Raw genomic sequence first — 23,279 nt, 5'->3', positions numbered from 1 at the left:
AAGGTAGTGATGAAATGATAATTGACAGTCATGCACATGTGGTTTTGCCGAATGAACGGCAAATTGAATGGATGGAAGAGGCGCAAATCGATAAGACGGTGCTGTTTACTAGTGTAGTGCATCCAGAAAAAGCATCGAGTCTTATGGAGTTTAAAAAAGAAATGGGAATGTTATACGATATAATAAACGGAATAAAAAATCCCATAGAAGAAAGGTTAAAGGCGATAGAGGAACTAAAGTCGGCGATCAAAGAAAACCCTCAGCGATATATAGGGTTTGGCTCCATACCGACGGGTTTATCCTATGAAGAAAATTTGAGTTGGATAGAAAAATATATTGTAAAAAATAGCTTTTATGGAATTGGTGAATTGACACCGAACAGCGGGCAAGTCGAATTGCTTGAACCCCTGTTTCAGGCATCTAGGAGTACGGGAAACCTGCCGCTTTGGGTACATACATTTTTTCCCCTGGTAACGCAAGATATCAAAATTTTATTAGATTTGGCTAAACGATATCCAAGTGTGTCGCTGATTTTAGGGCATATGGGAGGTATCCATTGGCTTGACACTTTAGTAGCTTGCAAGGATTTATCTAACGTTTATATTGATTTGTCGGCAACATTTACGACGCTGGCATTAGAATTTGCTATACGTGAATTTCCTGAAAGAGTGTTGTTTAGCTCAGATGCCCCATATACTTCACCACTATCAGCAAAAATCAATATAGAAACTCTGATAAAAGATAAAGGACTATGCCAACAGGTCTTGGGCGGGAATATAGCAAATCTCTTACAGATATGTTAGAGATTTGTGTAAGTACCGCCAGCAGCAGGCAAGGGAAAAGTGAGGAAAGTCCCATTACCTAAATATGACAAAGAATGTTATAATATGGTACTAGATTCGGTATCAATTTCTGTTGTTAAATTCAGCGTATCTAAAAAAGGGGGTTTTTACATGAACAGAATGAACATTATTTGCTTAGGTGTAAGAAATATGGAAACGTCAATTAAATTTTATCGTGATGGTCTTGGCTTTACAACAAATGAAAAAAGCAACAATCCCGAAGTGATTTTTTTTGATGCATCTGGAACAAAACTTGAATTATATCCGTTGAAATTGTTAGCAAAGGATATTAATGAAAAGAATCCACCTGAAATTGTGAATGGTTTTGCCGGAATTACTCTTGCATATAACGCTAAAAGTAAAACAGAAGTTTGTGAAATTATTGAATTAGCAAGAAGATCGGGAGCAATAATTGTAAAAGAGCCACAAGACGTTTTTTGGGGTGGCTATCATGCCTATTTTTCTGACCCGGATGGATACTATTGGGAAGTTGCTTGGGGCCCAGACTTTACCTTTGATGAAAATGATATGTTGAAATTTTAACATCGTATATTCAAGTAATCAGTATCAAACAAAATAGTTTTTCAGGGCTTTGGTATTTTGCTGAAGCCTTTTTCTTTATGAAATATGAAAGATATTGTACAATAGAAGAAATAAGGTTTGAATTTATCAAGAGGTTACAAGGAGTATTTATGATTTGTACATTAGGAGAAAATGAAATAGATGAAATTATGGAGATTTGGCTCAATGTAAATATAGATGCGCATGACTTTATACATAAAGATTATTGGCTAGATCATTATGACGTAGTCAAAAAATCCTATATTCCTTTAGCAAAAACGTATGTATATAAAGAAAATAATGAGATAACAGCGTTTATCAGTGTTTTAGAAGATTCTTTTATTGGTGCTTTGTTTGTGAAAACAGACTATCAAGGTAGGGGGATTGGTAGGAAACTTATCGATTACTGTAAAACGGTATATCTAAAAATGGAATTGGCCGTTTATGCTGAAAACGTAAATGCTATTTCATTTTATAAAAAATGCGATTTCAAAAAAATGATCGAGCAAAATAATGCAAGCTCTGGAATAAAAGAATATATAATGATGTGGAACCGTAGGGGATAAGAAGAAGTTTTCTGTAAACTGTTTACGGAAGCCGTAAATTCGAACAACTAGAAATGTAGTATTTGAATTTAATTCCAGCGAAAAATGTCTTGTCAATTTCCGCGAGTCTGACAGCTACTTTGCAGGTATAGGGACATGTTTGTCGTATACTATTCTTAGAGATAAAGATAGTGAAGGGACATTAATTGGAACGTATTTTGTTTGAATGTGCATTAGCGAAAGGGAGTTGTTTATTTTGGATCAGACAGATAAGATGCTTCATATCAAATATGTCGATGCGTTAAAAATGATAGCTGCGTTAGAAGTCGATGTAATTCCAGGAGGGGCCGTGTTTCTTTTTATAGAGGGGCGGACGATAAAATGGAAAGCTGCTTCCAAGACATTTGACTTGTCAATTTTCAGCGTGGGTTCAGATTTGAAGGAGACAAGTATTGCAGTCAGAGCGATGAATGAACGACGGGTTTTAAGTGAAAAAGTACCGAGATCGGCATATGGAATGCGTTTGACTACCGTTGCTATTCCATTAGTAGATGATGCGGAAACTATAGTAGGGGCTTTTTCGGTCGTTTTACCACGCCTGCATCCGATAGCGAGTGGGTTTTCTGAATTTGCTCCGATCATTGTTGAATTGTTCCCTGAGGGTGCATTTTTATATATGTCAGACTTAACAAAAATTGCTTACATTCAGTCATCCCGAAAATTTACATTATCGGGGATGGCAGTTGGATATGAATTGAAGGAAACAGATATTGCTTATAAAACGATTCATTCTGGGACTGTACAAATAGTAGAATTGGGTTCGGAACGTTATGGTGTACCAGTTTATATTGCAAATTATCCGGTATATGATGAAGAAAATGGGAACGTAATTGTGGCTACACTAGGCGTTGTTATACCAAAAGCACATGCAGCAAATTTAAAGGATATGTCAGGGAACTTATCGAATAACTTAGCTGGCATATCCACGGCAATAGAACATTTGGCAAAAAGTGCTGCTACGATCAATGAAAATGAACAGGACTTGTATAAATATGTTCAGTATGTTACAACAGCTATTGATAAAATAAATACGATTACGGAATTTATTTCATCCGTATCAAATCAGTCTAATATGTTGGGGCTCAATGCTGCAATTGAGGCTGCCCGTGCCGGTGAAATGGGACGAGGCTTTGCTGTTGTAGCCGAAGAAATTAGAAAATTAGCGACACAATCAGGCGAAACAGTATCACAGATTAAAGCACTAACACGAGACATTAAGAAAAATGTAAGCGAAGTGGACAAAAGGAGCAGTACTTCCTTAACGACCAGTCAGGAACAGGCAGCGGCGACACAAGAGATTTCCGCCAGCATTGAAGAGCTGATTCATCTAGCGGAACGATTGAATACACTGGCACAGGAATTATAGAAAAATGCATTCTTTATAGTAGATTCATATCTATTATAGAGGATGCATTTTTGTATTTATCAGTTTTAAAATAGAAATCAAAGACGAACAGTTAAAGGCGATTCGTCCCCTTCCTTTCACTGATTTTAAGCTATCGGAAAAATATCAGGTAGTACTTTTTAGGCTGGTATTAGTTAAAAAGCAGGAATGTTTCAAGAAAATATCGAAATTATTATGTATAATAAAAGTTCTCATACTAAAGAATTCATTAGGTATGGGAATTGGGTTAACGGCTGTTCACAAAGTATTAATTGCCATGACGAAAAAATTTTGGCTGAGGTCAAGGCTGGTGAAGGCAGTGCCTTTTGTTTTTCTCTAGGCAAAAGAAAGGTGAGTAAACATGGAGTTAAGAACTATTCTATATGTCAATGCGAGCCATCTGGATGGCTTATATTTTTCAAAAATTTTAAAACAAGCCTTAAAATTTAATGAAATAATAGAAAAAACACTGTTTTTTTTTAGTGAAAGAAAAAACTTCGTTAACGTTTATGAATTTGTTGCGAATAAATGCGTCATAAAACAAGTTGGAATATTTCGAGGGTCCGATCATGAAGAAGACTGACAAGAAATATCAATTGAAAATACTTTGCTTGGAAGAGTCTCTGCTCAATGCTGATTTGATACAAAAATACTTAAATGAAAATTCAGACTATTCAATTAGGATGGATATGGTTATTAAGGAGAAAGAATTTGTTGACGCAATATCAACGAAAAAATATGATCTCATCCTTTCTGACTTCATGTTGCTTGGGTTTAATGGGTTTATTGCACTAAAACATGTTAAAGCTATATGCCCAGCTACCCCCTTCATATGTGTATCCGGGCTCATTGGAGCTGGTATCGCAGTGGAACTTTTAAAACAAGGTGCTACAGATTATGTTTTTAAAGACAAACTGGGACGATTGATTTTTGTTATAGAAAGAGCATTAAAAGAGTCAAAAGAAAATGAAGAAAAAGAGAAATTGGCTGCAGAGCTAGTCATTGCGAATAAAGCGAAAGCAGATCGAGCCGCAGAATTAGTCATTGCGAATAAAGAGCTTGTTTTTCAAAATGAAGAAAAAGAAAAACGAGCCGTAGAATTATTTATTGCGAATAAGGAGCTTGTTTTTCAAAATGGCGAAAAAGAAAAACGAGCCGCAGAACTGGTCATCGCGAATGCAGAGCTTGTATTCCAAAATGAAGAGAAAGAAAAACGAGCCGCAGAGTTAGTTATTGCAAATAAAGAACTTGTCTTTCAAAATGGCGAAAAAGAAAAACGAGCTGCTGAGTTGGTTATTGCGAATGAAGAGCTTGTCTTTCAAAATAGAGAGAAAGAAAAACGGGCAGCCGAGCTAGTTCTTGCAAATAAAGAGAAAGTAGACCGATCCATAGAATTAGTCGTTGCAAATAAAGAAAAAGCAGACAGGGCAGCAGAGTTGGTCATTGTCAATAAAGATTTGATTTTTCAAAATAAAAAAAATTCATATTTAGGTTTTCATGACCAACTTACTGGACTATATAATCGTAGATTTTACGAAGAAGAGTTAAAGAGACTTGATACAAAAAGCAACCTTCCGCTGACCATTGCCATGGGGGATGTAAATGGGTTAAAACTTGTCAATGACTCCTTCGGACATGCCATGGGTGATGAACTACTTAGGAAAGTGACAAAAGCGATTGAGAACAGCTGCCGGGCGGATGATATTATTGCCAGACTGGGTGGAGATGAATTTGTTATTATATTACCTAAAACAATTGGTTTTGAAGCAAAGATGGTTATTAAACGCATTTGGGAACGGGCTGCAAAAGAAAAAGTAAGTTCTCTTAATGTTTCTATTTCATTTGGTTATGCAACAAAGATGAATGAGAAAGAAAACATTCAAGAGATATTCAAAAAAGCTGAAGACCACATGTATAAACACAAAGTTTATGAAAGTTCAAGTACGAGGAGTACGACAGTAGACCTTATAATAAATACGCTGTATGAAAAAAATAATAGAGAGATGCTGCATTCGAATCGAGTCAGTAAGCTTTGTGAAGACATCGCAACTAAAATGAATTTTGATAAAGACGATATCAATAAAATTAGAACAGCTGGACTTATGCATGATATCGGTAAAATAGGAATTACGGAAAGTATTCTTAACAAGTCTCAAAAATTAACGAATGATGAATGGACTGAAATGAAAAGACATCCTGAAATAGGGTATCGTATATTAAGTTCTGTCCATGAGTTTTCCGAGATAGCAGATTATGTTCTTGAACATCAAGAAAGATGGGATGGAAAAGGGTATCCGAGAGGCCTTAAAGGTGAAAAAATTTCAATACAGGCTAGGATTATTGCCATCGCTGATTCTTTTGATGCCATGACTACTCATAGGGCTTATGGCACAATTTTAAGTGAAGAAGAGGCCATAGACGAAATAAAAAGATGTTCCAGCGCACAATTTGATCCTACAATTGCAAGAATATTTATTGAAAAAGTTTTGGGAAAAGAGTGGAAGTAAATTTTTTGCTTATTAATGGAGCGATATCAACGATAAATATAGTGACGGATCAAAAATAATAATAAATGGAGTTATTAAAAGGAGATATATTTTTATGGGGAGTATTAGTGGAATCGGCGCCACAGGTGGTGCTATGTGGGATAATGACAACAAGAGCACCACAACTTCGAGTGATAATAAATGGGCGAAGGAACTTCAGAAGATTATTGATGGCACTTCTACCAGTAGTGGCAGTAGTAGTAACAGCGATGGCAGCAAGACGACAATTCAACGTACTGTAGTTATGGGATCCGATGGGTCTATGACGGTTACTCTTACACAAATAACTACAGCAGCAAACGGAACTCAATCTTCAAAAGTGCTCAGTACAACAAAAACAGGTGGGTCCGCTGCTTATGTTGCAAGTGAAAAATCTGGCAAGGATGCTTTAGCTAACAATACACAAGCGCAGGGAAGCATGTGTACAATATCAAATAGTGATCGCAATGAATATGATAAAAATAGTGATATCGGTGCATATCTTTCAGGTGCGGTTTTAAAAAATAACTAATGGATTTAAAAAGAAAGTTTCCGATTTTCTGGAATCTAAATACTAGTTTATAATGAAATCTTATAAAAAAGAACATTGCTCAAAAACCCTCAAGCGTAGAATAATGAATCTATACTTGAGGGTTTTCACCTGTCTGGAAAGAAAGATATAGTAGACTAAATGGTTTTAAAGGCATTTGCTATATGGGGAAGTTTTGTGAAATAGTTAGTTTCTTTCATAAATCATCATGTTTTGGTAATAACATTTTGTGCTTTAATGCATAGTCAACCAGTTCGCTTTTTTGTTTACAGTTGAGCTTTAGCATCAGTCTGGTCTTATAGGTACTGACTGTCTTGATGCTCAAATACAGCATATTTGCTATTACACCTAAGGAGTAGCCGTGAACGAGCAGTTCAAAAACTTCCTTTTCGCGTTTGCTTAAAAAAAACGGTTGCTCATCGAGTAGATCTACTGGATTATTAAAGAGCTTATCGAGCAGAATTTGAGTATCTTGTTCACTCAAATAGCGTGCCCCCCTTGCAACAGTTCGTAAAGCTTCAAAGAGTTCTGTGTCAATTGAGTTTTTCGCCAAATAGCCACCGGCTCCCAGCTGCATTGCTTCTTTTATATAATGATTATCCTGATACATCGTCAACACGAGAACTTTAATAGGAAGTTGCAATTTTTTTATTTCCTTTAAGCATTCTAGTCCGCTCATAACTGGCATGGACAGATCCAAAATCAGGACGTCGGCTTCCGTATGTTCTAATACAGCAAGAACCTCCTGACCGTTTGCTGCCTCACCAACCACCGTGAAATCCGCTTCGTTATCCAGTAGGAGTTTCAGCCCCGTGCGCAGCACGGCATGATCATCGGCTAATATAATTCTCAGCTTTTTCAACATTCTTCACTTCCAATCGGTAATATAACAGTAATTTTAGTCCCGTTACCAGGCGTAGAGTCAATGTTTAGAACGCCATCAAGTAATTCTGCCCGCTCCTGCATGCCAAATAACCCCAAACGATTCTTACCACGGGCAATTTCCACTGCATTTTCGCCCATGCCCTGACCATCATCTTGAATCTGCATATAGATACTGCTGTCAACCTTTTTTATCATAATATATACATTGTGTGCGTTGGCATGCATAACAATATTTGTCATGCTTTCTTGCAGAATACGATATAATGATACCGCTGTATTATTTGACATATTCAACTTCTCCAAGGGCGGAGTAAATTCGACATTTAGCGAATTTTGATTATTAAAATTTATGATATATTTTTCCATAGCTGCTACAAGACCGAGATAATCTAGCTCTGGTGGTCGCAATTCCACTGCCATTATTCTGATGCGTTCCAGAACATTTACCGTGACGGTGCGAGCATCAGCCAACAGCTTTTTTTGTTCTGCGGTGGTCATTTTTGAATGCAGGACCTTTATATAAGCCAGCAATGAAACCATACACTGTCCGGTTTCATCATGCAGTTCTCGCGATAAACGTCGCTGCTCATCTTCCTGAACCGTAAAAAGATTCCGTATCAAAGATACCCGCATTTCTTCTTTGGCCTGTACCTCTTTTAGCAGACGATAATTTTCCCGATTCTTTTTCCGCAGGCTGTGTGCCATGGCGTTAAAAGCCCGTGCCAGGTTGCCGATTTCATCAGCATTTTGACCCTTTATCCGCACATTATAATCACCTTGCTGTATTCGGTGGGATGATTCCAGCAGCACGCGCAGCGGCTTCACGATCAAGTAAGAAAGGCGCGTCGCACCAATCGCCGCCAAAAAGCTAACGAATAATACAGTTAAAATAATTTCCTTGATATTTTCTGCCAGCAGACCCTGCATAATCTTTTCCGACAAACCGATTCGAACAAAACCGATATTCCCTTCTTCAATTGGAAATAAAATTTCTCGAATTTCACCTTCATTACTGTGTAGGTTCTTAATCCAAAGTTCATTGCCATACTGAACGGACAGTTCTTCGGCTACGGGTAAACGAACGTTTGCGAGTCCTTTTGGCAGGCTGTTTCCCAAAGTACTGGCGAGAATTCTGCCGGATGAATCCGTAATAAGTATATAACGGACCTCGGCATTATTGTTCTTGGTTTTATTTAGTCGATCGGAGATATCAAAATAATTTTCAATCAAAATGTCATTACTGCTTAGAGCTGCAATAGAGTTACCAATGTCAATGCCACGCTTGTCAAGCTGTGTTCCCAAAAGATGCGAAGTAGCATTTAACATTATTATGCTAATTACAATACCCGATAACACAATCATTCCAATGACCAAAATATTAATTTTGTAATATAAACTAAAACTATTGATTTTTTCTCTAAACTTAGCGCTTTTTATTTTCATAACTATATAGTAGTCCGATCATAAATTTTCTTCAATGGAATATAGCGCTCTGGCTGCGGTGAAATAAAGCGGTCTATCATAAGCTTTTTCATTGCCTGTGCGGTATCGGGATCTTGATTCATTTCTAAAAATATTTGTCTCAGCTGTTCAATTTGCTCCTGCGGAAGATCCTTGCGCACAACGACAGGTCCCGTCGGAGCCGCATCAAGCACTGAAATAATTCGAATGTTGTTCGTAATCTCAGGGTTTTTACTTTTAGCATAGTCGTAGATCTGGCTATCAATGCTTGCTGCATCAGCTACATGATGAGCAACGGCCCAAATGGATTTATCATGATTATAGGTATAAAAATATCGCTTGAAATATCGTTCGGGGTTTGTTCCCTGTGAATGAAGCATATCTTCAATGATCAAATGCCCGGAAAAACTTAATGGATCAGTGAAGGCAAAGGTCTTACCAACCAAATCCTCCACAGAATATATATTGCTGTCTTTGTTAACAATTATATAAGGACGGTATACAATTTCATCATCCAGTGCGGCCATAGCTAGTATATCAATGTCATAGAAACCATGGTAAGACACATAGGAGCCCGTTGAAAGAAAGGCCATATCGGCTTCTCCGTTTGATAAAAGTTTATTCACTTCCATATATGTTTTGCGCTGAATTAACACAGTCGGATGACCGGTAACCGTTGAGATTCGCTGCGCAAGGATTCGATAACAATCTATTGTTTCTTGTGGTGAAATCACAGCTGCCAGTGCAATAACCAAAGGGCGTTGACCATTCGTTACAGCTATATCATCCTGTACTATTGACTGAGTTTTATTAAAATCAATATAATCTTCAGTCTGCGTCTTACCACATCCCGATAAACTAAATAAACACAGGAAACTGATTAAAAGGAGGGGGAATTGCCGATATATCATATTCTTAAAAATTCCTTTCATAACATTACTATGCGAAATCTGAGTAACTAGTATAATCCGATAACATAGGATTAGGCTTATTATAACAAAAATACCCTGTAAAAGCATCTGCTTGCTTTTGTTTTGACGCTTTTATTATTAATCCAGTACGTGTAATACGGCGAAACGAGATAAATCTATAAATAAGTATTTTTCTATATATAATGTATAAAATAAATGACATCTAACTAGTCTGCCCTATATCCCATTTCTGACGATTGCCATATAAAATATTTAATGCGTTCTATATAGTAGCTTTTTATCGTACAAAAAAACGGTCAGCTTGCACTGTCCGTTTTTTGTATATCTAGATAATTTATATGATTTCTTTTGGTTTGGCATTCCATACGAATAATGCTAATATGCAGGAAAGAACCGCGGCTCCAACCCAGAATTCACCAGCTGCAGTGAAGTCATAAATTTTTTGACCATCAACAATTGTCATATTTGCATTGATTAAATAACCGCTGACGCCTTCTTGGATTGCGGCACCAGCATAACTGAGCAGTCCAATCATTCCCATCGCCGCACCAGTAGCACGTTTCGGTACGATGTCAACAGCCATTAAACCGCCGAGGTAGCAAACCAGTGCGCCCATTACCCAGCCATATAAAGAAAGGCTGAACATATCCATGGCAAAGCTTGGAGGAGCCCAAAGGAAAAGCATAACCGCTATTGTATATAAAATACCATAGATTAAAGCTGGTTTGTTGCGTTTGTGGTTAAAAAATTTATCCGATACCAAGCCACAAGTCATAGCACCAAAGATACCGGCAACCTGCATAACCCCGAGAACACTACCAGCACCAACGGTCGAATAGCCTTTTTCTGCTGTCAGGTAGATGATACCCCAGCTTTCAATTGCATAACGAGTGATATAGCAGCAAAGGCTGGAGAGTCCAAGAATCCAAACTGCCGGATTTTTAACAACTTCCCATTGGAGTTGAGCAACCGTTTTGTCAGTCTTGATTTCTTCTGGAGCGATATCACCTTTATATATTTCAACATTTGGCAGTCCATTTGTTTCTGGACGATCATGCATGCAAAGAAGAATTATTAATGAACCAATCATACATACAATTCCTGGAATGATAAATCCCATCTGCCAGCTATACGAAGTTACCAAAACTGCTGTAACGATATATGTAAAGGCTGCTCCTATATTATGGCTCGTAAACCAAATACCATAATATGTGCCGCGTTCTTTATTGGTAAACCATTGGTTTAAAGCCACGATACAAGGACCGGCACCGAACGACTGGAACCAGCCGTTTATCCCCCAGAGAACAACGAGTGGTGTAAAACTGTTGCAAAAACCCATCGCCGTGCTGGCTACGGAAGACATCAATAACCCGAAAGCAAAGAAACGTTTGTTATTGAATCGATCCGCCAAAAAACTGTTGGTAAACTTACCAAGACCATACGTAATAAATAAGGCGGAACCCATAATACCGAGCTGCTGTGCATCGAGAATACCTAATGTAAGCAACTGTTTTTTGATTACCGAAAAATTAAGACGAAGTACATAGAATAGACCGTATCCGATTGTAATTGAGCCGAATACCTGCCACCGCATTTTGTTAAACTTTGTTTTGATTTCGTTTGGATCTTTGATTGGTGCAATATTTGCGCCAGTTTTAAAGAAATCCCAAATAGCTCCTAACATGTAAAAACCTCTTTTCTATTTTTTCTTTTTGGCATAGCAGACGTGTTTGGTGTCTGCTAATCTGCCGTTATGCATAATAAGTCTTCGTATATATTATCCTTATTTCAAAAAAATAAGGATAGCGGATATAGTCTGATTTTTGTAGGAAAAACACCTACATTAATAAAGTGTTAAATTCCTACAAAAAATAGAGCTTTTCTGCTACAGAAAAAATCATTCAAATGTTATAATTCTTTCAGTCAATTTGTAACAGTTGAATATAAACATGAACCTTAAAAATAAGAGGAGGACGAAATAAATATGGAAAAGGCGACTGTAATTGTAATTGGTGGCGGGGCCACTGGGGTAGGAATACTTCGCGACTTGGCAATGCGCGGCGTAGATGTAATGCTGCTTGAAATGCGTGATATGGTGAACGGCTCAAGCTCTCGTTATCATGGCTTGCTGCATAGTGGCGGACGGTATGCCGTAAAGGATGCGGAAGCAGGGCGTGAATGTATTGAGGAGAATAGGATTCTGCGTAAGATTGGTAAACATTGTGTTGAAGCGACAGAAGGTTTCTTCGTACGCTTGCCGGAAGATGATCCTGCTTATGAAAAAGAATGGGTAGAGGCTTGTAAGAATATCAATTTGCCAGCAATCCAAATTGACCCGATAGAAGCTTGGCAGTTGGAACCGAATTTAACACAGCGTGCACAGGCTGTATACCGTGTACCGGATGCTGCTATCGATGGATTTCGTATGGCTTGGCAGAATGTTGAATCTGCAAAACGCTACGGTGGTCGTGTTAAAACGTATACGGAAGTTATTCGTGTGAATTCTTCCAACGGTCAGGTAACCAGTGTTACGGTACAGGACTATTTTACAAAACAAAAATATGATATCGAATGTGATTTTGTCGTGAATGCTGCCGGTCCTTGGGCTGGGAAAGTTGCTGGATTTACTAATATTCCAGTCAATGTACAGCCAGACCGTGGCACTTTGATCGCTTTTAACCACCGAATTACAAACCGCATTATCAACCGTTTACATAAATCATCTGATGGTGATATTTTTGTACCGCATGGTTCAATTACAATTCTTGGAACGACATCTAAGTCCGTTGAGTCGCCAGAAGATACACAGGTAACAACTGCTGAAGTTGAATACTTGATGCGTATCGGTGAACTTACATTTGAAAATCTGCGTGGCTTTCGTATTTTGCGTGCGTTTTGTGGTTCTAGACCACTTTATACGGCGGATGCTGGAGCGAAAGGTCGTGGTGTATCGCGTGGATTTGTCATCCTTGACCATAAACATGATGGACTTAGAGGCTTTGCTAGTATTTGTGGTGGTAAGTTTACGACGTACCGTTTAATGGCTGAAAAAATGGCGGATCTCGTCTGTGGATATATCCATAACACGATGGTCTGTCGTACAGCAGAAGAAGAACTCGTGCCAGATATCGATATAGCTGATATCAAAGAAGCACGCAAATATTTCCCATCCTTTGGCGTTAAGCTTGCCGCTTCCCGTTTAGGTGGGCAGAGCTTTAAAAATGTTATAAAACGTATGGAAACTGAGCCTTTGAAGCGGGAAATCGTTTGTGAATGCGAAAATGTAACGATGGCTGAAATCGAAGAAGTGACAAAGAATGCGGATACGGCTTCTAGATATACACTCAGCGATATTCGGCGTAAGACGAGAATGGGAATGGGGACTTGTCAGGGCGCATTCTGTACATTCCGCAGTATGGGAATGCTTGCGCAGAATAATCTTGTGAAAGATCATGATACAATCGCAGAAATGAAAGATTTTTTGCAGGCTCGTTATAAAGGCATTTCCCCTGTTATGTGGGGGAATACGGTTCGTGAAGTAGAACTTATGCGTGGTATCTACGACGGTGTATTAAATATTGATGGAGGAATAGATTGATGAAAGCATGTGATGTAGTTGTGATTGGTGGTGGTATCTCTGGGATACTATCGGCGATTGCGGCAGCGAAAAAAGGAAGATCGGTAACGATGCTTCGCTACGGTTATGGTGCTTTTGAAATTGGCGGTGGTTTAATTGATCTCATGGCCTATCCGGACAATAAAAAAGAAAGCAGCTCCTTAAAACATTGTATAGATGCACTGCCGAGTGATCATCCGTACAGCAAACTTGGATTACAGCGAGTCGAAGCAGCCGTAGAATTTCTGCTTGAGCTTACGAAAGAGGAAGGCTATGCCTATGAGGGCAGTGTGGATGAACTTCATTGGGTTCCGACAGCTATCGGAACGATGAAACCGACGGGACTTTATCCGAAATCATTTGATTCACAAATTCTAAAAAAAGCGGATACAATTTATCTCGTTGATTTCAAAGGTTTGAAGGATTATTATGCTAAATTGACGGAAAAAATGCTGAAAAAGACGATTGGCAAAGATAAAAAATATGAAATCGTAACCGTAGATCCGCGGATGGAAGAAGCCATCGGGGGGCGTGATATTATGATCATGGATATCGCTCGCTGGCTCGATACAAAGGAAGGTCAAAAAGACTGTGCTAACCAGCTGCAAGCTCTCGTAAAACCTGGGGCTGCCGTTGTATTTCCACAGGTTCTTGGAACGATGCCAAGCTATGCTGCTTATGACAAAATGAAATCTGCATTGCACTGTGATATTACAGAAGCTCTGTGTATTCCACCAGCGGCGGCAGGCATGCGTTTGTCAAAACTTCTTCATAATGCTGCTAGAAAACATGGCGTAAAAATTATTGAAAAAGCCAGAGTGAACTCGGCTGTCGTAACAGATGGTGTATGTGAAGCTGTTGTAGTCAGCGGGGTCGGCAAAGAACATACATATGCCGCTAAAAGTTTTATTTTAGCTACAGGTGGTTATTACAGTGGTGGTCTTGAAGTTCTCGACAACAATAAGGTTATTGAACCGATCTTCCATTTACCGGTAAAAGTTATGTCCCAAAAAGAAGACGAATGGGCAAATGTCGAACTCTTCTCCAATCAAAAACAACCGTTTTCCTTGGCTGGTGTTATGGTTAATCATGAAATGTGTCCAGTCAATGAAAATGGCGAAAAGGTATTGAAGAATGTTTTTGCTGCCGGACGCAATCTCTGCGGGTATGATTTCTGTTTTGAAAAATCTGGAAATGGTGTAGCACTTGCATCTGCTTATCAAGCTGCTGCGTCAGCGATGGAGGTATAATGAAATGGATGAAAAGAAAATAAATTTGCCAGATTGTTGCATCTCTTGTACAGCCTGTATAACGGCTTGTCCGGTAACGGCAGCAACACATAAATTTCGTGGTCCTAAAATGGTAGGTCCAGCACAGTCGAGACTGCATTTTGCGGATGAGGAAATGGATTCGACCCTGTACTTGTGCTCCAACTGTAAAAATTGTGATATTGCTTGTCCATCGAGTGTGCCAATTTCAACAATGAATATGATGGCTCGAGCTAAATATTATGCAACACATAAACATACGCAGCGTGACGCAATGATCGGACATCCGGAAAAGATGGGACGATTGCTCGCAGGTATTCCATTGGGGGCTTTTTTTGCTAACATTGGTGCCAGCCTGGGGATATCTCTTGGTATGGTAAAAGTTATGGGACTTGCTGATGAAAGACCATTGCCGAAATTTGCTTCAGAAACCTTTGTTTCGATGCTCAAACGTAAAAAACAGTTGTCTTCAGATAAAAAAGTAGTGCTTTTTCCGGGCTGCGTCATCAACTACAATGAACCACAAGTCGGCATGGACTTTGTTGAAGTAATGAATCAGAACGGCTATGAAGTTCTTTTAGAGGAAGATTTCGCTTGTTGCGGCTCGCCACTTGTCACTACTGGCTATATGGCAGAAGTTAAAATAAATGCAACGAAAAATTCGCATTTGATCAAAAAATGCATTGATAAAGGCTATCCGATTCTTACGATCTGCACTAGCTGCAGCCTGATGCTTAAGCAGGAATACCATGAATTGTTTCAAGATGAAATTCCGGATGTTGAAGAAAATGCAAAGCATATTTTTGATGCTTCTGAATTTCTTGTCGATATTGCACAAAAAGGTCAGCTAAACACGAATTTCGGTGCGATAAATCATAAATTTGCCTATCATGCGCCGTGTCATTTGCGTGCACAGGGTATCGGTCTGCCGTCACTCGATCTTTTGCGACTTGTTCCCGGTTTACAGATTGATGATCTTGACGCTGGCTGCTGTGGTATTTCCGGTAACTATGGTTACAAAGCAGAAAACTATGAACGTTCGATGAAGATTGGTGAAAACCTATTTAATGCAGTAAAAGAAAGTTGTGTAGATGCAGTTCTTACGGACTGCGGTACTTGTCGCAATCAAATTTCTCATGGGGCGCAAGTGAAATCTAAGCACCCAATGACAATTTTGGCTGAATCGTATAAAAACAACTAAAATAGGCATAAACAAAAAAACTTATGCCAGTCAGAGGAACTAGCTACTGATAATTTCTCACTAGAAAAAACTACCTTCAACGAAAATGAATATGAAAAAATTATGGACTGATTGATCCGGAATTGTTATACTGATATTTGGGGGATGAAAAAATGGCAAGACCCAAAGAATTTGAAAGAAAAGAAGCCTTGACTCAAGCTATGAAGATTTTTTGGCTAAAGGGTTATGAAGCTACGAGTCTTCCCGACTTAATAGAAGCAATGGCAATCAGTCGGTCTAGTTTGTATGATACTTTTGGCGATAAAAGGCAACTGTTTTGTGAGGCCATCGAGTATTACGGCACGATGGTCAGGCAACGGCGTCGTGAGATATTGGCATCGGCACCTTCTTTGCGAGAAGGCATAGCTTGTTTTTTGCAAGAAATAATAGATATAGCTGTACATGAAGATTATCCAGGTGGTTGTTTTTTTACCAATACGGCTACGGCATTGGTTACAACTGACCAAGAGATTCGTGAGATAATACGGGGCAGCACCGAAAAGATGGAAGACGAGCTGGCAGCTTTTATTGCACAGTGGCAAGAAAGTGGTGAACTTGCTGCGGGGCGGGATGTTCGGTCTTTGGCCAGGTTCTTCGTGGCTTTGGCTACTGGCATGAATGTAGACGCCAGACGGCGTTGTAACCGTGGCGTTTTGGAAGATATGGCCAGAGAGGCGTTAACAGTTTTAAACTGAGGCGTGATATATAGGCATCGGTTTTTTATGTCGATGCCTATATATATAATAATTCTGGACTAAACAGTACAAAAAGGAGACGATGATATGGAGATAAAAATTTTGGAAGAAATCCGTCGATTCGTAGCGACAAGTCTGGGAAATCAGCATGAGGAAACGGGGTTGATATATTTTTCGGAACCTCTGGTGGGGTATGCATCTTGGGATGATCCATTGTTCCAGGAATACAAGAATAGTATTGGCGAATTTCATCTTACGCCACGTGAAATATTTGCAGCTACTTTTGATAATCAAAGGGTAGCTGGCGGAACCGTAATATGTTGGATTTTGCCTATTAGTGAACGAGCAAGACAAAGTAACCGTTTGCAGGAGCAGTGGCCTGGACGGGAGTGGGCTCTAACTCGATATTTTGGTGAAGAGTTTAATTGTGAACTTCGTCGTCATATGGTTGAGTATCTTACTGGACTTGGTCATCAGGCTGTGGCGCCTACACTGTCAGATATATTTCAATCTTTTTCAGAAACACCGGTAGGCTTTGCTTCCAATTGGTCGGAGCGACATGCAGCCTATGCGGCAGGATTGGGAACTTTTAGTATGAATGATGCATTTATCTCAGAAGCTGGTATAGCGGTGCGGATCGGATCAGTCATCACTGACCTGAAATTGCTGCCAACTTTACGAAAAGAACAGAATTACCAAGCTAATTGTTTAAATTGTAATGCCTGTATTTCTCGTTGTCCCGTAGGGGCGATTACGACGAGTGGTCATGACAAGATAAAGTGCCGGACTTATTTATTTAGTGAAGAGTCAGTGCAGTTGGCTGAAAAATATGGTGGAAAAAAAACAGCTGGTTGTGGTCTTTGTCAAACTCGTGTACCCTGCGAATTCAAAAATCCAAGGAGAAAAACCGAAGCAAGCTAGATAACACTACTAAAGTAAGCGTTGAAAATGCCATTACCAAAGACTTGTCATCAAGGTAACGGCATTTTTTATGGTCTATTCTTTAGATGATATGTGCAAAATTTCATAGATTTTAATGTTTTCCATAACATAAACTTCATCAGGGATGTCTTCGTAAAAATAAAATTGACTATATGCCCATTTATCAGGATTGTAAATTAAAAACTCTCCGATGGATTTTTCCGATAAATTGTTTTGTGGAAGATTGAAGACAGCGGAATTTAATTTTTGAGTTTCTTGAATGCAGCCAGTACATTCTATAGCAAATTTACTTTTAAGTAAGTTTGCATCGGTTTTTACGTTTAAAGGGATGCCGATATTGATTTTTTGCCAACCGAAGGATTCTAATATATTATCGTAAAATCCGTTGAAAATGAATTGATTCATACCTTCTGTTTTATCCCATAAATATAGTGGGGCGTAAGAATTATAGATATTTTTGTATTTATCTTTTTCTGTTATCAGATAGAATTTAAAAAGCAAACCAGGAAAGGAATCTGTTTTAGAACCATTTTTAAGAACTCTGTCGCGAATACTGTTCATATCATAAGTTTTAGGGACTATGATTTTATATTGCATACCAACCATTATCATCACGCTCTTTTCTTTTTTTGATAGGTTCAGTATATTCTTTTCTTGCAGCATTGTAAAAAAGGTATAAATTATATTTGCCATCATTTATAATGATGAGTATAGAGGTGAGAAAATGGAATTCAACGATCTGCGTATATTTAGAACCGTTGCCCGATTAGAATCTATAACGAAAGCAGCAAACGAACTTGGTTATGTACAGCCGAATGTTTCAGAACGCATTAAAGTACTGGAAAATGAATTGGGTGTTTCTTTACTTAAACGCAATAATAAAGGTGTTCGCTTGTTACGAGCGGGGGAAGTTTTATTACTGTATTCTGATAAAATAATGGATATTCTCGATGATCTGAAACGAAATATTACGTCGGAAAATGAAGTGTATAAAATTGCTACGACGCAATCTATCGCAAAAACTTACATTGAAGAAAAGTTGATGAAATTCAAATCGTATTGCTCACTGTATATAGAACAAAATCGTTTATTAGAAGCTTTGCTGAAAAGTGGGGATGTAGATATAATTGTCACACATTCCACTATTATCAATCCTTTATTCAAACGCGTAGGGGGTTATGAGGAAACGGTTCTTTTATTTACAGAGAAAAATAAAAAGATCACGGCGTTATCTGATGAAACATTTTTTATCAATCGAGATAAAAGTTGTCCTTTTAGGCAAATTTCTTTGGCTTTTGCCAGTGAACATAACATTAAAATAAGTCAGCTATTAGAGATTGATTCTTATGAAATGATCAAATCAATGATTTTGGCAAAACGGGGAATTGCGTTTCTTCCGGCGCGAACGTGTGTAGAAAATTTATCAACGGTTCCACTTAAAGACGAAAATCGCATAAAGATAAATTTTTATATAAGACAAAATAGTCATAAAATTGTTCCAGACTTTTTAATGAAACAGAAAGAAATTTAAAAATGAGAATAACAGCTGTTCGGTTAACGTTTATGTTATATGTATATAGGGACGGCTATTTTTATGTATGCTGTTTGGATTATACCCCTAGGATAAGGGGTGGGTATATTGGCACTGGTTTTCGTGTGTTGATATATCAGGAATAACTTCTGATACTTCTACCGGATTATTGCAGCAATTTCAATGTTATTCTGGTTGGCATGTTTCGTATTGCGGCAAAAAAATCATTTTTATTATTAAAGAAAAAGCGAGATGAGTTAAAAGGTAATACTAAAGACGTAGAGAATATTTATAAAAGTAAAAGTCTAAGAATACCGTTATTTGTTTTTAGGCGCATAAGATTGATAATATATATTAAAAAAATCAAGGTTAACAAGGGAGTGTTTGATAATGGATTCAAACGATGCTTGCGCATTATTAGTTGGTAGAATGAAATCTCAACGTCCAGTCTTAGTACTGGGCGCAGGATTTTCTCTTGGTGCAAAAAATAAAAGTGGAACATCATTACTTTTAGGAGAAAAATTAGCTGAAAACTTGTATAATTATTTTTATATAAAGCATCCATTGCCAGAGATAGATGCTGAAGATTTAAAAGAAGTAGAAGCCATAAAAGGAAATTTACGAAAAATAGCAACTTTATTACGTTCAGAAGGACGGGGAAAAATAAGAGATCAGCATTTAAAAAACATATTATCGGGATGTTATTTGAATGAAAAACAAGATTTTCAAAAAAAGATTTTAAGTTATCCATGGAAAGATATTTATACACTCAATATTGATGATTTAGTTGAACAGATTTATAAAAATGAAAACAAACCATTAAATGTTTGGGATAGGATGGAGCAAGGGTCGAATAAAAATGAAGAAATGAAATTAGTTAAACTACATGGAAATGTTGAATGCATAGAGCGTGGGATTGTTTTTGATGATGAGGAGTATAGGAAGTTTACAAAAAAAAGTGATTGTTTGTTATTAGAATTTGCACATAGTTTTCTTAACAATGATGTTATATTTTTAGGAACAGAATTTCAAGAAGATGATTTGAAGATAATCATCGAAATATATAAAGAAAGTGGATACAAAAATAATGGCAGAAAATATTTTTTTATTACCCCTAAGATAAATGACATGGCATTACGTAATGAAATAAAAAATAATAAACAATATCATTTGATTGATTTTACGACAGAACAGTTTTTTAATTATATAGAAAAAAATGTGAATTATGTTGAAAATTCAAAGAAAGAACTTTCTCAAAAAGGAGCATTTTTTATAGAAGATATTGAAAAATATACAACATATAGCAGTAAACTTTATAGTGGACAAGAATGTTCATATGATGATATTTTAAATGATTGGGATGTTACCAATCATAGTTTTCAAAATCAATTTGAAGAATTTACAAATAAAAATGAATCTAAATTTTTTTGCATTATTGGTAAAGATTACATGGGAAAATCGGTTCTTGCAAAAAGGGCGTTAGTAGATTGTTTTAAAAAAGGGTATATTTCTATTGAACTTACCAAAAGTTTTAGAAATATTGATACAGTACATGAATATTTAGAATCTTTGCCTGAAAAAAGTAAAGTAGTGTTTTTTATGGATGATGCGGCATATAATTATATTAATTTAAAAAAAATAATTAATAATTATCCTAAAAATATAGAACAGGTCATTATTATAACAACCGACACTATAGAAAATCATCGTCAAAAAGAATATATAATAAATACTATACAAGATAAATTTTATGTTGATAATGAATTTGATAAAGAAATTGTTTATGATAAATTATTTGAAAAAAATAGGTTGGGAAATTATCAGAAAAATGGGGCTTTTAAAGAAAATATTTTAAAGGAAATATCAGAACGCACGGATATTATAGATGTGTTGTATTATTCGACAGAGGGCAGATATTTTTTGGAATATTATAAAGAAGAAGCTATACCAAAATTAAAAAAAACGAAGTTTTATGATTATGTAGAGATTTTTTTCTTATTAAGTATTCTTGGAGTGAATTGGGTTCCACAAGAACTCGTTATTGATTTTAGTGATAATGCATTAGGGGATGTAACAATTGATACATTATTGGAGGAAAATAATGTATTTTATGAAAAAAATGGACTAATAAAATTATGCCGTCGTAGGATATTTGAAGAACTCATATATACTGAATTAAATTTTGAAAGAAATATAAACATTATAAAAAACATACTTAACTGTATGCTTCCTGCAATCAGTACTGACATGGATAATAGTTATTATGAGATTAATGATAATTATTATGAAATTTTCCAAAAAATATTGGGTGTTAGAAAACTATTAAAGAAGAAAATTGTTGAAAAAAATAGTTTAAAAAATTTATTTTTAGAAATTGAGAATGAATGCAAAAACATAAGCTATTATTGGGTACAATATGGAATTTTATGTCAACTATCACAAGAATATGAAGATGCAAACAATCATTTATTAATAGCTAAAAATTTGAGAAGCAATTCATATCAGGTTAAACATGCTCTGGCCAAAAATCTTATGGAGTGGGGACTTGATGAAACTAAGAATAGTGATGAAGTATCAAGTCGATTCGTTAGTGGATTTGAGAAAATGGAAGAATTGATTTTATCGGAGGAATATTCAAATGCATTTATATATTCTGTACATGCTTATGTTAATATGGGGCTTAAATATAAGAAAAAAAATCTAGACTGGTTTTTGTCAAATCGAGAGAAAATGGAACTTTATTTAAATAAATTGAATGTATATGGTTTAGATTCTAAAATGCAGTCTTTAATAAAAGAATATATAAGAGTATGTAAATTATGTACAATGACAGTTAGTTCCAAAATAATTAACTTGTCTACATATCATATAAAGGATATATACAAAAATACAGATAGAGAATATTAATCATGAATAGTAGTGTTGAAATAATAATGAAAGGGGCTGTCGTACGCGATATGTTACCCCCATATAGGACATTTGATATATAAAAGTCCTATATGGGGGTATTTCTATGTTTTAGAGAAATTTTTTGGACTGCGGGATTTGGCATCCAAAAAGATACGTTCGAGAGCGGTAATTGCTTTTTGTCGATCCTCATCATTTAATTTATAAGTAATACCATTAAAGATTACTTCTGATTGATTAAGAAAATTTACAAGATCGGTAGAAGGTTGTTGGTCTTCTGTTTTATGAAATTTAGCACCTAATATGTAATTAATTGATACACCAAAATAGTCCGATAGTTTTTTTAGAATATCAGAACTGGGCGTGGCTCTGCCTAGCTCATATTTTGATATAGCAGATTTTTGAACATGTAAAACATGTCCTAATTCCGTTTGCGTAATCCCTTTTCTTTTGCGTAATTCGCGTAGTGGGTTCATGGAAGTACACCTCTTTCTAAGATAATAATAAAGTTGCTGATAGAGATACACAATAAAAGTAGCATTACAGAAAAAATTAAAAAGTATCTTGACAAGATCTATATAAGTTGTATAATTAAAGTGTCTTTAAAAGACACATATAGTGATTCAATAATGGAAAGTTAAGAGAAGATAAAATTAGAATAATTGTCTGTAATAAAAGGGGGGGTTACTAATTAGCAAGATGAAATTTATTTTGATTAAAAATCCGATAAAGTAAAATATGTTGAATAGTAAGACATAAAAGAAAAAAACAAATTTTTTTAATCATAAAGTGTCTTTTAATGATACTCTATGATTAAAATGTCATATTATTAAGTCGCTTTATGTAAGTAGATAGAACTTTACATTATATATCCTTAAATGATTATATCACGAAGCAATAGGCATGAAAATAAAGGAAGAGGCTTGTTTTATGAAGAGGCATAAACTTCTTAAAAAGATCATTTTTTATTAGATTTGCTAACTTTATGGTTTTTTATCCCGTGCTTATGGAGTACATAATCTTTGATGATATCCAGTTCTTCTTTGACGGGGTCTGGTAGATAATCAAGTTCGTTTTCCGCACAGGTCGTGATGGAAGGTTCAGTATCCGTAAAAAATTCAGCTAACGATATATTGAGACCCTCACAAATTTTATAAATCGTAACAACTTGGGGATTACGGCTTTTTCCGTTCACGATGCTATCAAGGGTAGATTGAGTTAAACCCGATAAATCAGCTAATTTATTAATCGTAAGGCCTTTTTCTTTGCAGAGTTCCATAATTCTTGCGGCGATTTTGGCGGTGATATCCATAATCTATAGCTCCTTTTTAACGT

21 protein-coding genes are annotated in these 23,279 nt (G+C 36.6%); 14 read left to right on the top strand and 7 right to left on the bottom strand.

Going from position 1 to position 23,279, the window contains the following annotated elements:
• The first annotated feature begins 14 nt into the window (after positions 1-14).
• The 7 genes from F606_RS0109390 (at position 15) to F606_RS0109360 (ending at position 6,449) form a co-directional block, all read left to right on the top strand.
• Complete coding sequence (locus F606_RS0109390) at positions 15-803, top strand: amidohydrolase family protein (protein WP_019553634.1); 789 nt, start codon at positions 15-17, stop codon at positions 801-803.
• Between the two features lie 150 nt (positions 804-953).
• A complete protein-coding gene (locus tag F606_RS0109385; RefSeq protein ID WP_019553633.1) occupies positions 954-1,385 on the top strand; it encodes a VOC family protein in 432 nt (143 codons plus the stop codon).
• Between the two features lie 77 nt (positions 1,386-1,462).
• Positions 1,463-1,969, top strand: coding sequence for an N-acetyltransferase (locus F606_RS0109380; protein WP_245542107.1), 507 nt, complete (start codon positions 1,463-1,465; stop codon positions 1,967-1,969).
• A 235-nt stretch (positions 1,970-2,204) separates the two neighbouring features.
• Positions 2,205-3,374 carry a methyl-accepting chemotaxis protein gene (locus F606_RS0109375; protein ID WP_019553631.1) on the top strand — a complete coding sequence of 390 codons (1,170 nt, stop codon included), beginning with the start codon at positions 2,205-2,207 and terminating at the stop codon, positions 3,372-3,374.
• 379 nt (positions 3,375-3,753) lie between these two features.
• Positions 3,754-3,975 (top strand): hypothetical protein, encoded by a 222-nt coding sequence (locus F606_RS23350; protein WP_019553630.1) that lies wholly within the window; start codon positions 3,754-3,756, stop codon positions 3,973-3,975.
• Complete coding sequence (locus tag F606_RS20895; protein WP_019553629.1) at positions 3,962-5,899, top strand: bifunctional diguanylate cyclase/phosphohydrolase; 1,938 nt, start codon at positions 3,962-3,964, stop codon at positions 5,897-5,899. The genes F606_RS23350 and F606_RS20895 overlap by 14 nt, the downstream gene beginning before the upstream one ends.
• Positions 5,900-5,993: 94 nt before the next feature.
• Positions 5,994-6,449: a hypothetical protein gene (locus F606_RS0109360; protein WP_019553628.1), complete on the top strand. Its 456-nt coding sequence runs from the start codon at positions 5,994-5,996 to the stop codon at positions 6,447-6,449.
• A 214-nt stretch (positions 6,450-6,663) separates the two neighbouring features.
• On the opposite strand, the gene F606_RS0109355 is transcribed toward F606_RS0109360, so the two are convergent.
• The 4 genes from F606_RS0109355 to F606_RS0109340 all read right to left on the bottom strand — a co-directional run bounded on the left by F606_RS0109355 (position 6,664) and on the right by F606_RS0109340 (position 11,429).
• On the bottom strand, positions 6,664-7,332 hold the full coding sequence (locus F606_RS0109355) for a response regulator transcription factor (protein ID WP_019553627.1): 669 nt from the start codon (positions 7,330-7,332) through the stop codon (positions 6,664-6,666).
• The gene (locus F606_RS0109350; protein WP_019553626.1) at positions 7,326-8,795 is read right to left on the bottom strand and encodes a sensor histidine kinase; all 1,470 of its coding nucleotides are present in this window, start codon (positions 8,793-8,795) and stop codon (positions 7,326-7,328) included. Before F606_RS0109350 ends, F606_RS0109355 begins: the two co-directional genes overlap by 7 nt.
• A gap of 2 nt (positions 8,796-8,797) precedes the next feature.
• The gene (locus F606_RS0109345; RefSeq protein ID WP_019553625.1) at positions 8,798-9,724 is read right to left on the bottom strand and encodes a substrate-binding domain-containing protein; all 927 of its coding nucleotides are present in this window, start codon (positions 9,722-9,724) and stop codon (positions 8,798-8,800) included.
• 355 nt (positions 9,725-10,079) lie between these two features.
• Complete coding sequence (locus F606_RS0109340) at positions 10,080-11,429, bottom strand: MFS transporter (protein WP_019553624.1); 1,350 nt, start codon at positions 11,427-11,429, stop codon at positions 10,080-10,082.
• Between the two features lie 300 nt (positions 11,430-11,729).
• Here F606_RS0109340 and glpA point away from each other — a divergent pair, with 300 nt between their 5' ends.
• The 5 genes from glpA (at position 11,730) to F606_RS0109315 (ending at position 17,485) form a co-directional block, all read left to right on the top strand.
• Positions 11,730-13,343 carry an anaerobic glycerol-3-phosphate dehydrogenase subunit GlpA gene (gene glpA, locus F606_RS0109335; RefSeq protein WP_019553623.1) on the top strand — a complete coding sequence of 538 codons (1,614 nt, stop codon included), beginning with the start codon at positions 11,730-11,732 and terminating at the stop codon, positions 13,341-13,343.
• Positions 13,343-14,611 carry an anaerobic glycerol-3-phosphate dehydrogenase subunit GlpB gene (gene glpB, locus F606_RS0109330; RefSeq protein WP_019553622.1) on the top strand — a complete coding sequence of 423 codons (1,269 nt, stop codon included), beginning with the start codon at positions 13,343-13,345 and terminating at the stop codon, positions 14,609-14,611. The genes glpA and glpB overlap by 1 nt, the downstream gene beginning before the upstream one ends.
• A gap of 4 nt (positions 14,612-14,615) precedes the next feature.
• On the top strand, positions 14,616-15,830 hold the full coding sequence (locus F606_RS0109325) for an anaerobic glycerol-3-phosphate dehydrogenase subunit C (protein ID WP_019553621.1): 1,215 nt from the start codon (positions 14,616-14,618) through the stop codon (positions 15,828-15,830).
• 152 nt (positions 15,831-15,982) lie between these two features.
• Positions 15,983-16,564, top strand: coding sequence for a TetR/AcrR family transcriptional regulator (locus F606_RS0109320; RefSeq protein WP_019553620.1), 582 nt, complete (start codon positions 15,983-15,985; stop codon positions 16,562-16,564).
• Between the two features lie 87 nt (positions 16,565-16,651).
• Positions 16,652-17,485 carry an epoxyqueuosine reductase gene (locus F606_RS0109315; protein WP_019553619.1) on the top strand — a complete coding sequence of 278 codons (834 nt, stop codon included), beginning with the start codon at positions 16,652-16,654 and terminating at the stop codon, positions 17,483-17,485.
• A 75-nt stretch (positions 17,486-17,560) separates the two neighbouring features.
• Here F606_RS0109315 and F606_RS0109310 read toward each other — a convergent pair whose 3' ends face one another.
• Complete coding sequence (locus tag F606_RS0109310; protein ID WP_245542106.1) at positions 17,561-18,169, bottom strand: DUF4865 family protein; 609 nt, start codon at positions 18,167-18,169, stop codon at positions 17,561-17,563.
• A gap of 61 nt (positions 18,170-18,230) precedes the next feature.
• Between F606_RS0109310 and F606_RS0109305 the strand changes: the two genes are divergently transcribed.
• The gene (locus F606_RS0109305) at positions 18,231-19,037 is read left to right on the top strand and encodes a LysR family transcriptional regulator (RefSeq protein ID WP_019553617.1); all 807 of its coding nucleotides are present in this window, start codon (positions 18,231-18,233) and stop codon (positions 19,035-19,037) included.
• 390 nt (positions 19,038-19,427) lie between these two features.
• The gene (locus F606_RS0109300) at positions 19,428-21,944 is read left to right on the top strand and encodes an SIR2 family protein (RefSeq protein ID WP_019553616.1); all 2,517 of its coding nucleotides are present in this window, start codon (positions 19,428-19,430) and stop codon (positions 21,942-21,944) included.
• A 104-nt stretch (positions 21,945-22,048) separates the two neighbouring features.
• Here the strand turns inward: F606_RS0109300 and F606_RS22295 are convergent, their stop codons facing one another.
• Together F606_RS22295 and F606_RS0109290 are read right to left on the bottom strand one after the other, a co-directional pair.
• Positions 22,049-22,420 (bottom strand): helix-turn-helix domain-containing protein, encoded by a 372-nt coding sequence (locus tag F606_RS22295; protein ID WP_019553615.1) that lies wholly within the window; start codon positions 22,418-22,420, stop codon positions 22,049-22,051.
• Between the two features lie 482 nt (positions 22,421-22,902).
• On the bottom strand, positions 22,903-23,256 hold the full coding sequence (locus F606_RS0109290; protein WP_019553614.1) for a helix-turn-helix domain-containing protein: 354 nt from the start codon (positions 23,254-23,256) through the stop codon (positions 22,903-22,905).
• Between the last annotated feature and the right edge of the window lie 23 nt (positions 23,257-23,279).

The sequence above is a fragment of the Propionispira raffinosivorans DSM 20765 genome (assembly GCF_000381065.1).
Classification (GTDB): domain Bacteria; phylum Bacillota; class Negativicutes; order Selenomonadales; family Selenomonadaceae; genus Propionispira; species Propionispira raffinosivorans.
This window is presented reverse-complemented; position numbering and strand designations above follow the sequence as displayed.

What these genes read in the sequence shown, in the direction of transcription:
- F606_RS0109390 (WP_019553634.1), top strand. Translation starts at nt 15, where the DNA reads ATGATAATTGACAGTCATGCACATGTGGTTTTGCCGAATGAACGGCAA.
- F606_RS0109385 (WP_019553633.1), top strand. Translation starts at nt 954, where the DNA reads ATGAACAGAATGAACATTATTTGCTTAGGTGTAAGAAATATGGAAACG.
- F606_RS0109380 (WP_245542107.1), top strand. Translation starts at nt 1,463, where the DNA reads ATGAAATATGAAAGATATTGTACAATAGAAGAAATAAGGTTTGAATTT.
- F606_RS23350 (WP_019553630.1), top strand. Translation starts at nt 3,754, where the DNA reads ATGGAGTTAAGAACTATTCTATATGTCAATGCGAGCCATCTGGATGGC.
- F606_RS20895 (WP_019553629.1), top strand. Translation starts at nt 3,962, where the DNA reads ATGAAGAAGACTGACAAGAAATATCAATTGAAAATACTTTGCTTGGAA.
- F606_RS0109360 (WP_019553628.1), top strand. Translation starts at nt 5,994, where the DNA reads ATGGGGAGTATTAGTGGAATCGGCGCCACAGGTGGTGCTATGTGGGAT.
- F606_RS0109355 (WP_019553627.1), bottom strand. Translation starts at nt 7,332, where the DNA reads ATGTTGAAAAAGCTGAGAATTATATTAGCCGATGATCATGCCGTGCTG.
- F606_RS0109350 (WP_019553626.1), bottom strand. Translation starts at nt 8,795, where the DNA reads ATGAAAATAAAAAGCGCTAAGTTTAGAGAAAAAATCAATAGTTTTAGT.
- F606_RS0109345 (WP_019553625.1), bottom strand. Translation starts at nt 9,724, where the DNA reads ATGATATATCGGCAATTCCCCCTCCTTTTAATCAGTTTCCTGTGTTTA.
- F606_RS0109340 (WP_019553624.1), bottom strand. Translation starts at nt 11,429, where the DNA reads ATGTTAGGAGCTATTTGGGATTTCTTTAAAACTGGCGCAAATATTGCA.
- glpA (WP_019553623.1), top strand. Translation starts at nt 11,730, where the DNA reads ATGGAAAAGGCGACTGTAATTGTAATTGGTGGCGGGGCCACTGGGGTA.
- glpB (WP_019553622.1), top strand. Translation starts at nt 13,343, where the DNA reads ATGAAAGCATGTGATGTAGTTGTGATTGGTGGTGGTATCTCTGGGATA.
- F606_RS0109325 (WP_019553621.1), top strand. Translation starts at nt 14,616, where the DNA reads ATGGATGAAAAGAAAATAAATTTGCCAGATTGTTGCATCTCTTGTACA.
- F606_RS0109320 (WP_019553620.1), top strand. Translation starts at nt 15,983, where the DNA reads ATGGCAAGACCCAAAGAATTTGAAAGAAAAGAAGCCTTGACTCAAGCT.
- F606_RS0109315 (WP_019553619.1), top strand. Translation starts at nt 16,652, where the DNA reads ATGGAGATAAAAATTTTGGAAGAAATCCGTCGATTCGTAGCGACAAGT.
- F606_RS0109310 (WP_245542106.1), bottom strand. Translation starts at nt 18,169, where the DNA reads ATGCTGCAAGAAAAGAATATACTGAACCTATCAAAAAAAGAAAAGAGC.
- F606_RS0109305 (WP_019553617.1), top strand. Translation starts at nt 18,231, where the DNA reads ATGGAATTCAACGATCTGCGTATATTTAGAACCGTTGCCCGATTAGAA.
- F606_RS0109300 (WP_019553616.1), top strand. Translation starts at nt 19,428, where the DNA reads ATGGATTCAAACGATGCTTGCGCATTATTAGTTGGTAGAATGAAATCT.
- F606_RS22295 (WP_019553615.1), bottom strand. Translation starts at nt 22,420, where the DNA reads ATGAACCCACTACGCGAATTACGCAAAAGAAAAGGGATTACGCAAACG.
- F606_RS0109290 (WP_019553614.1), bottom strand. Translation starts at nt 23,256, where the DNA reads ATGGATATCACCGCCAAAATCGCCGCAAGAATTATGGAACTCTGCAAA.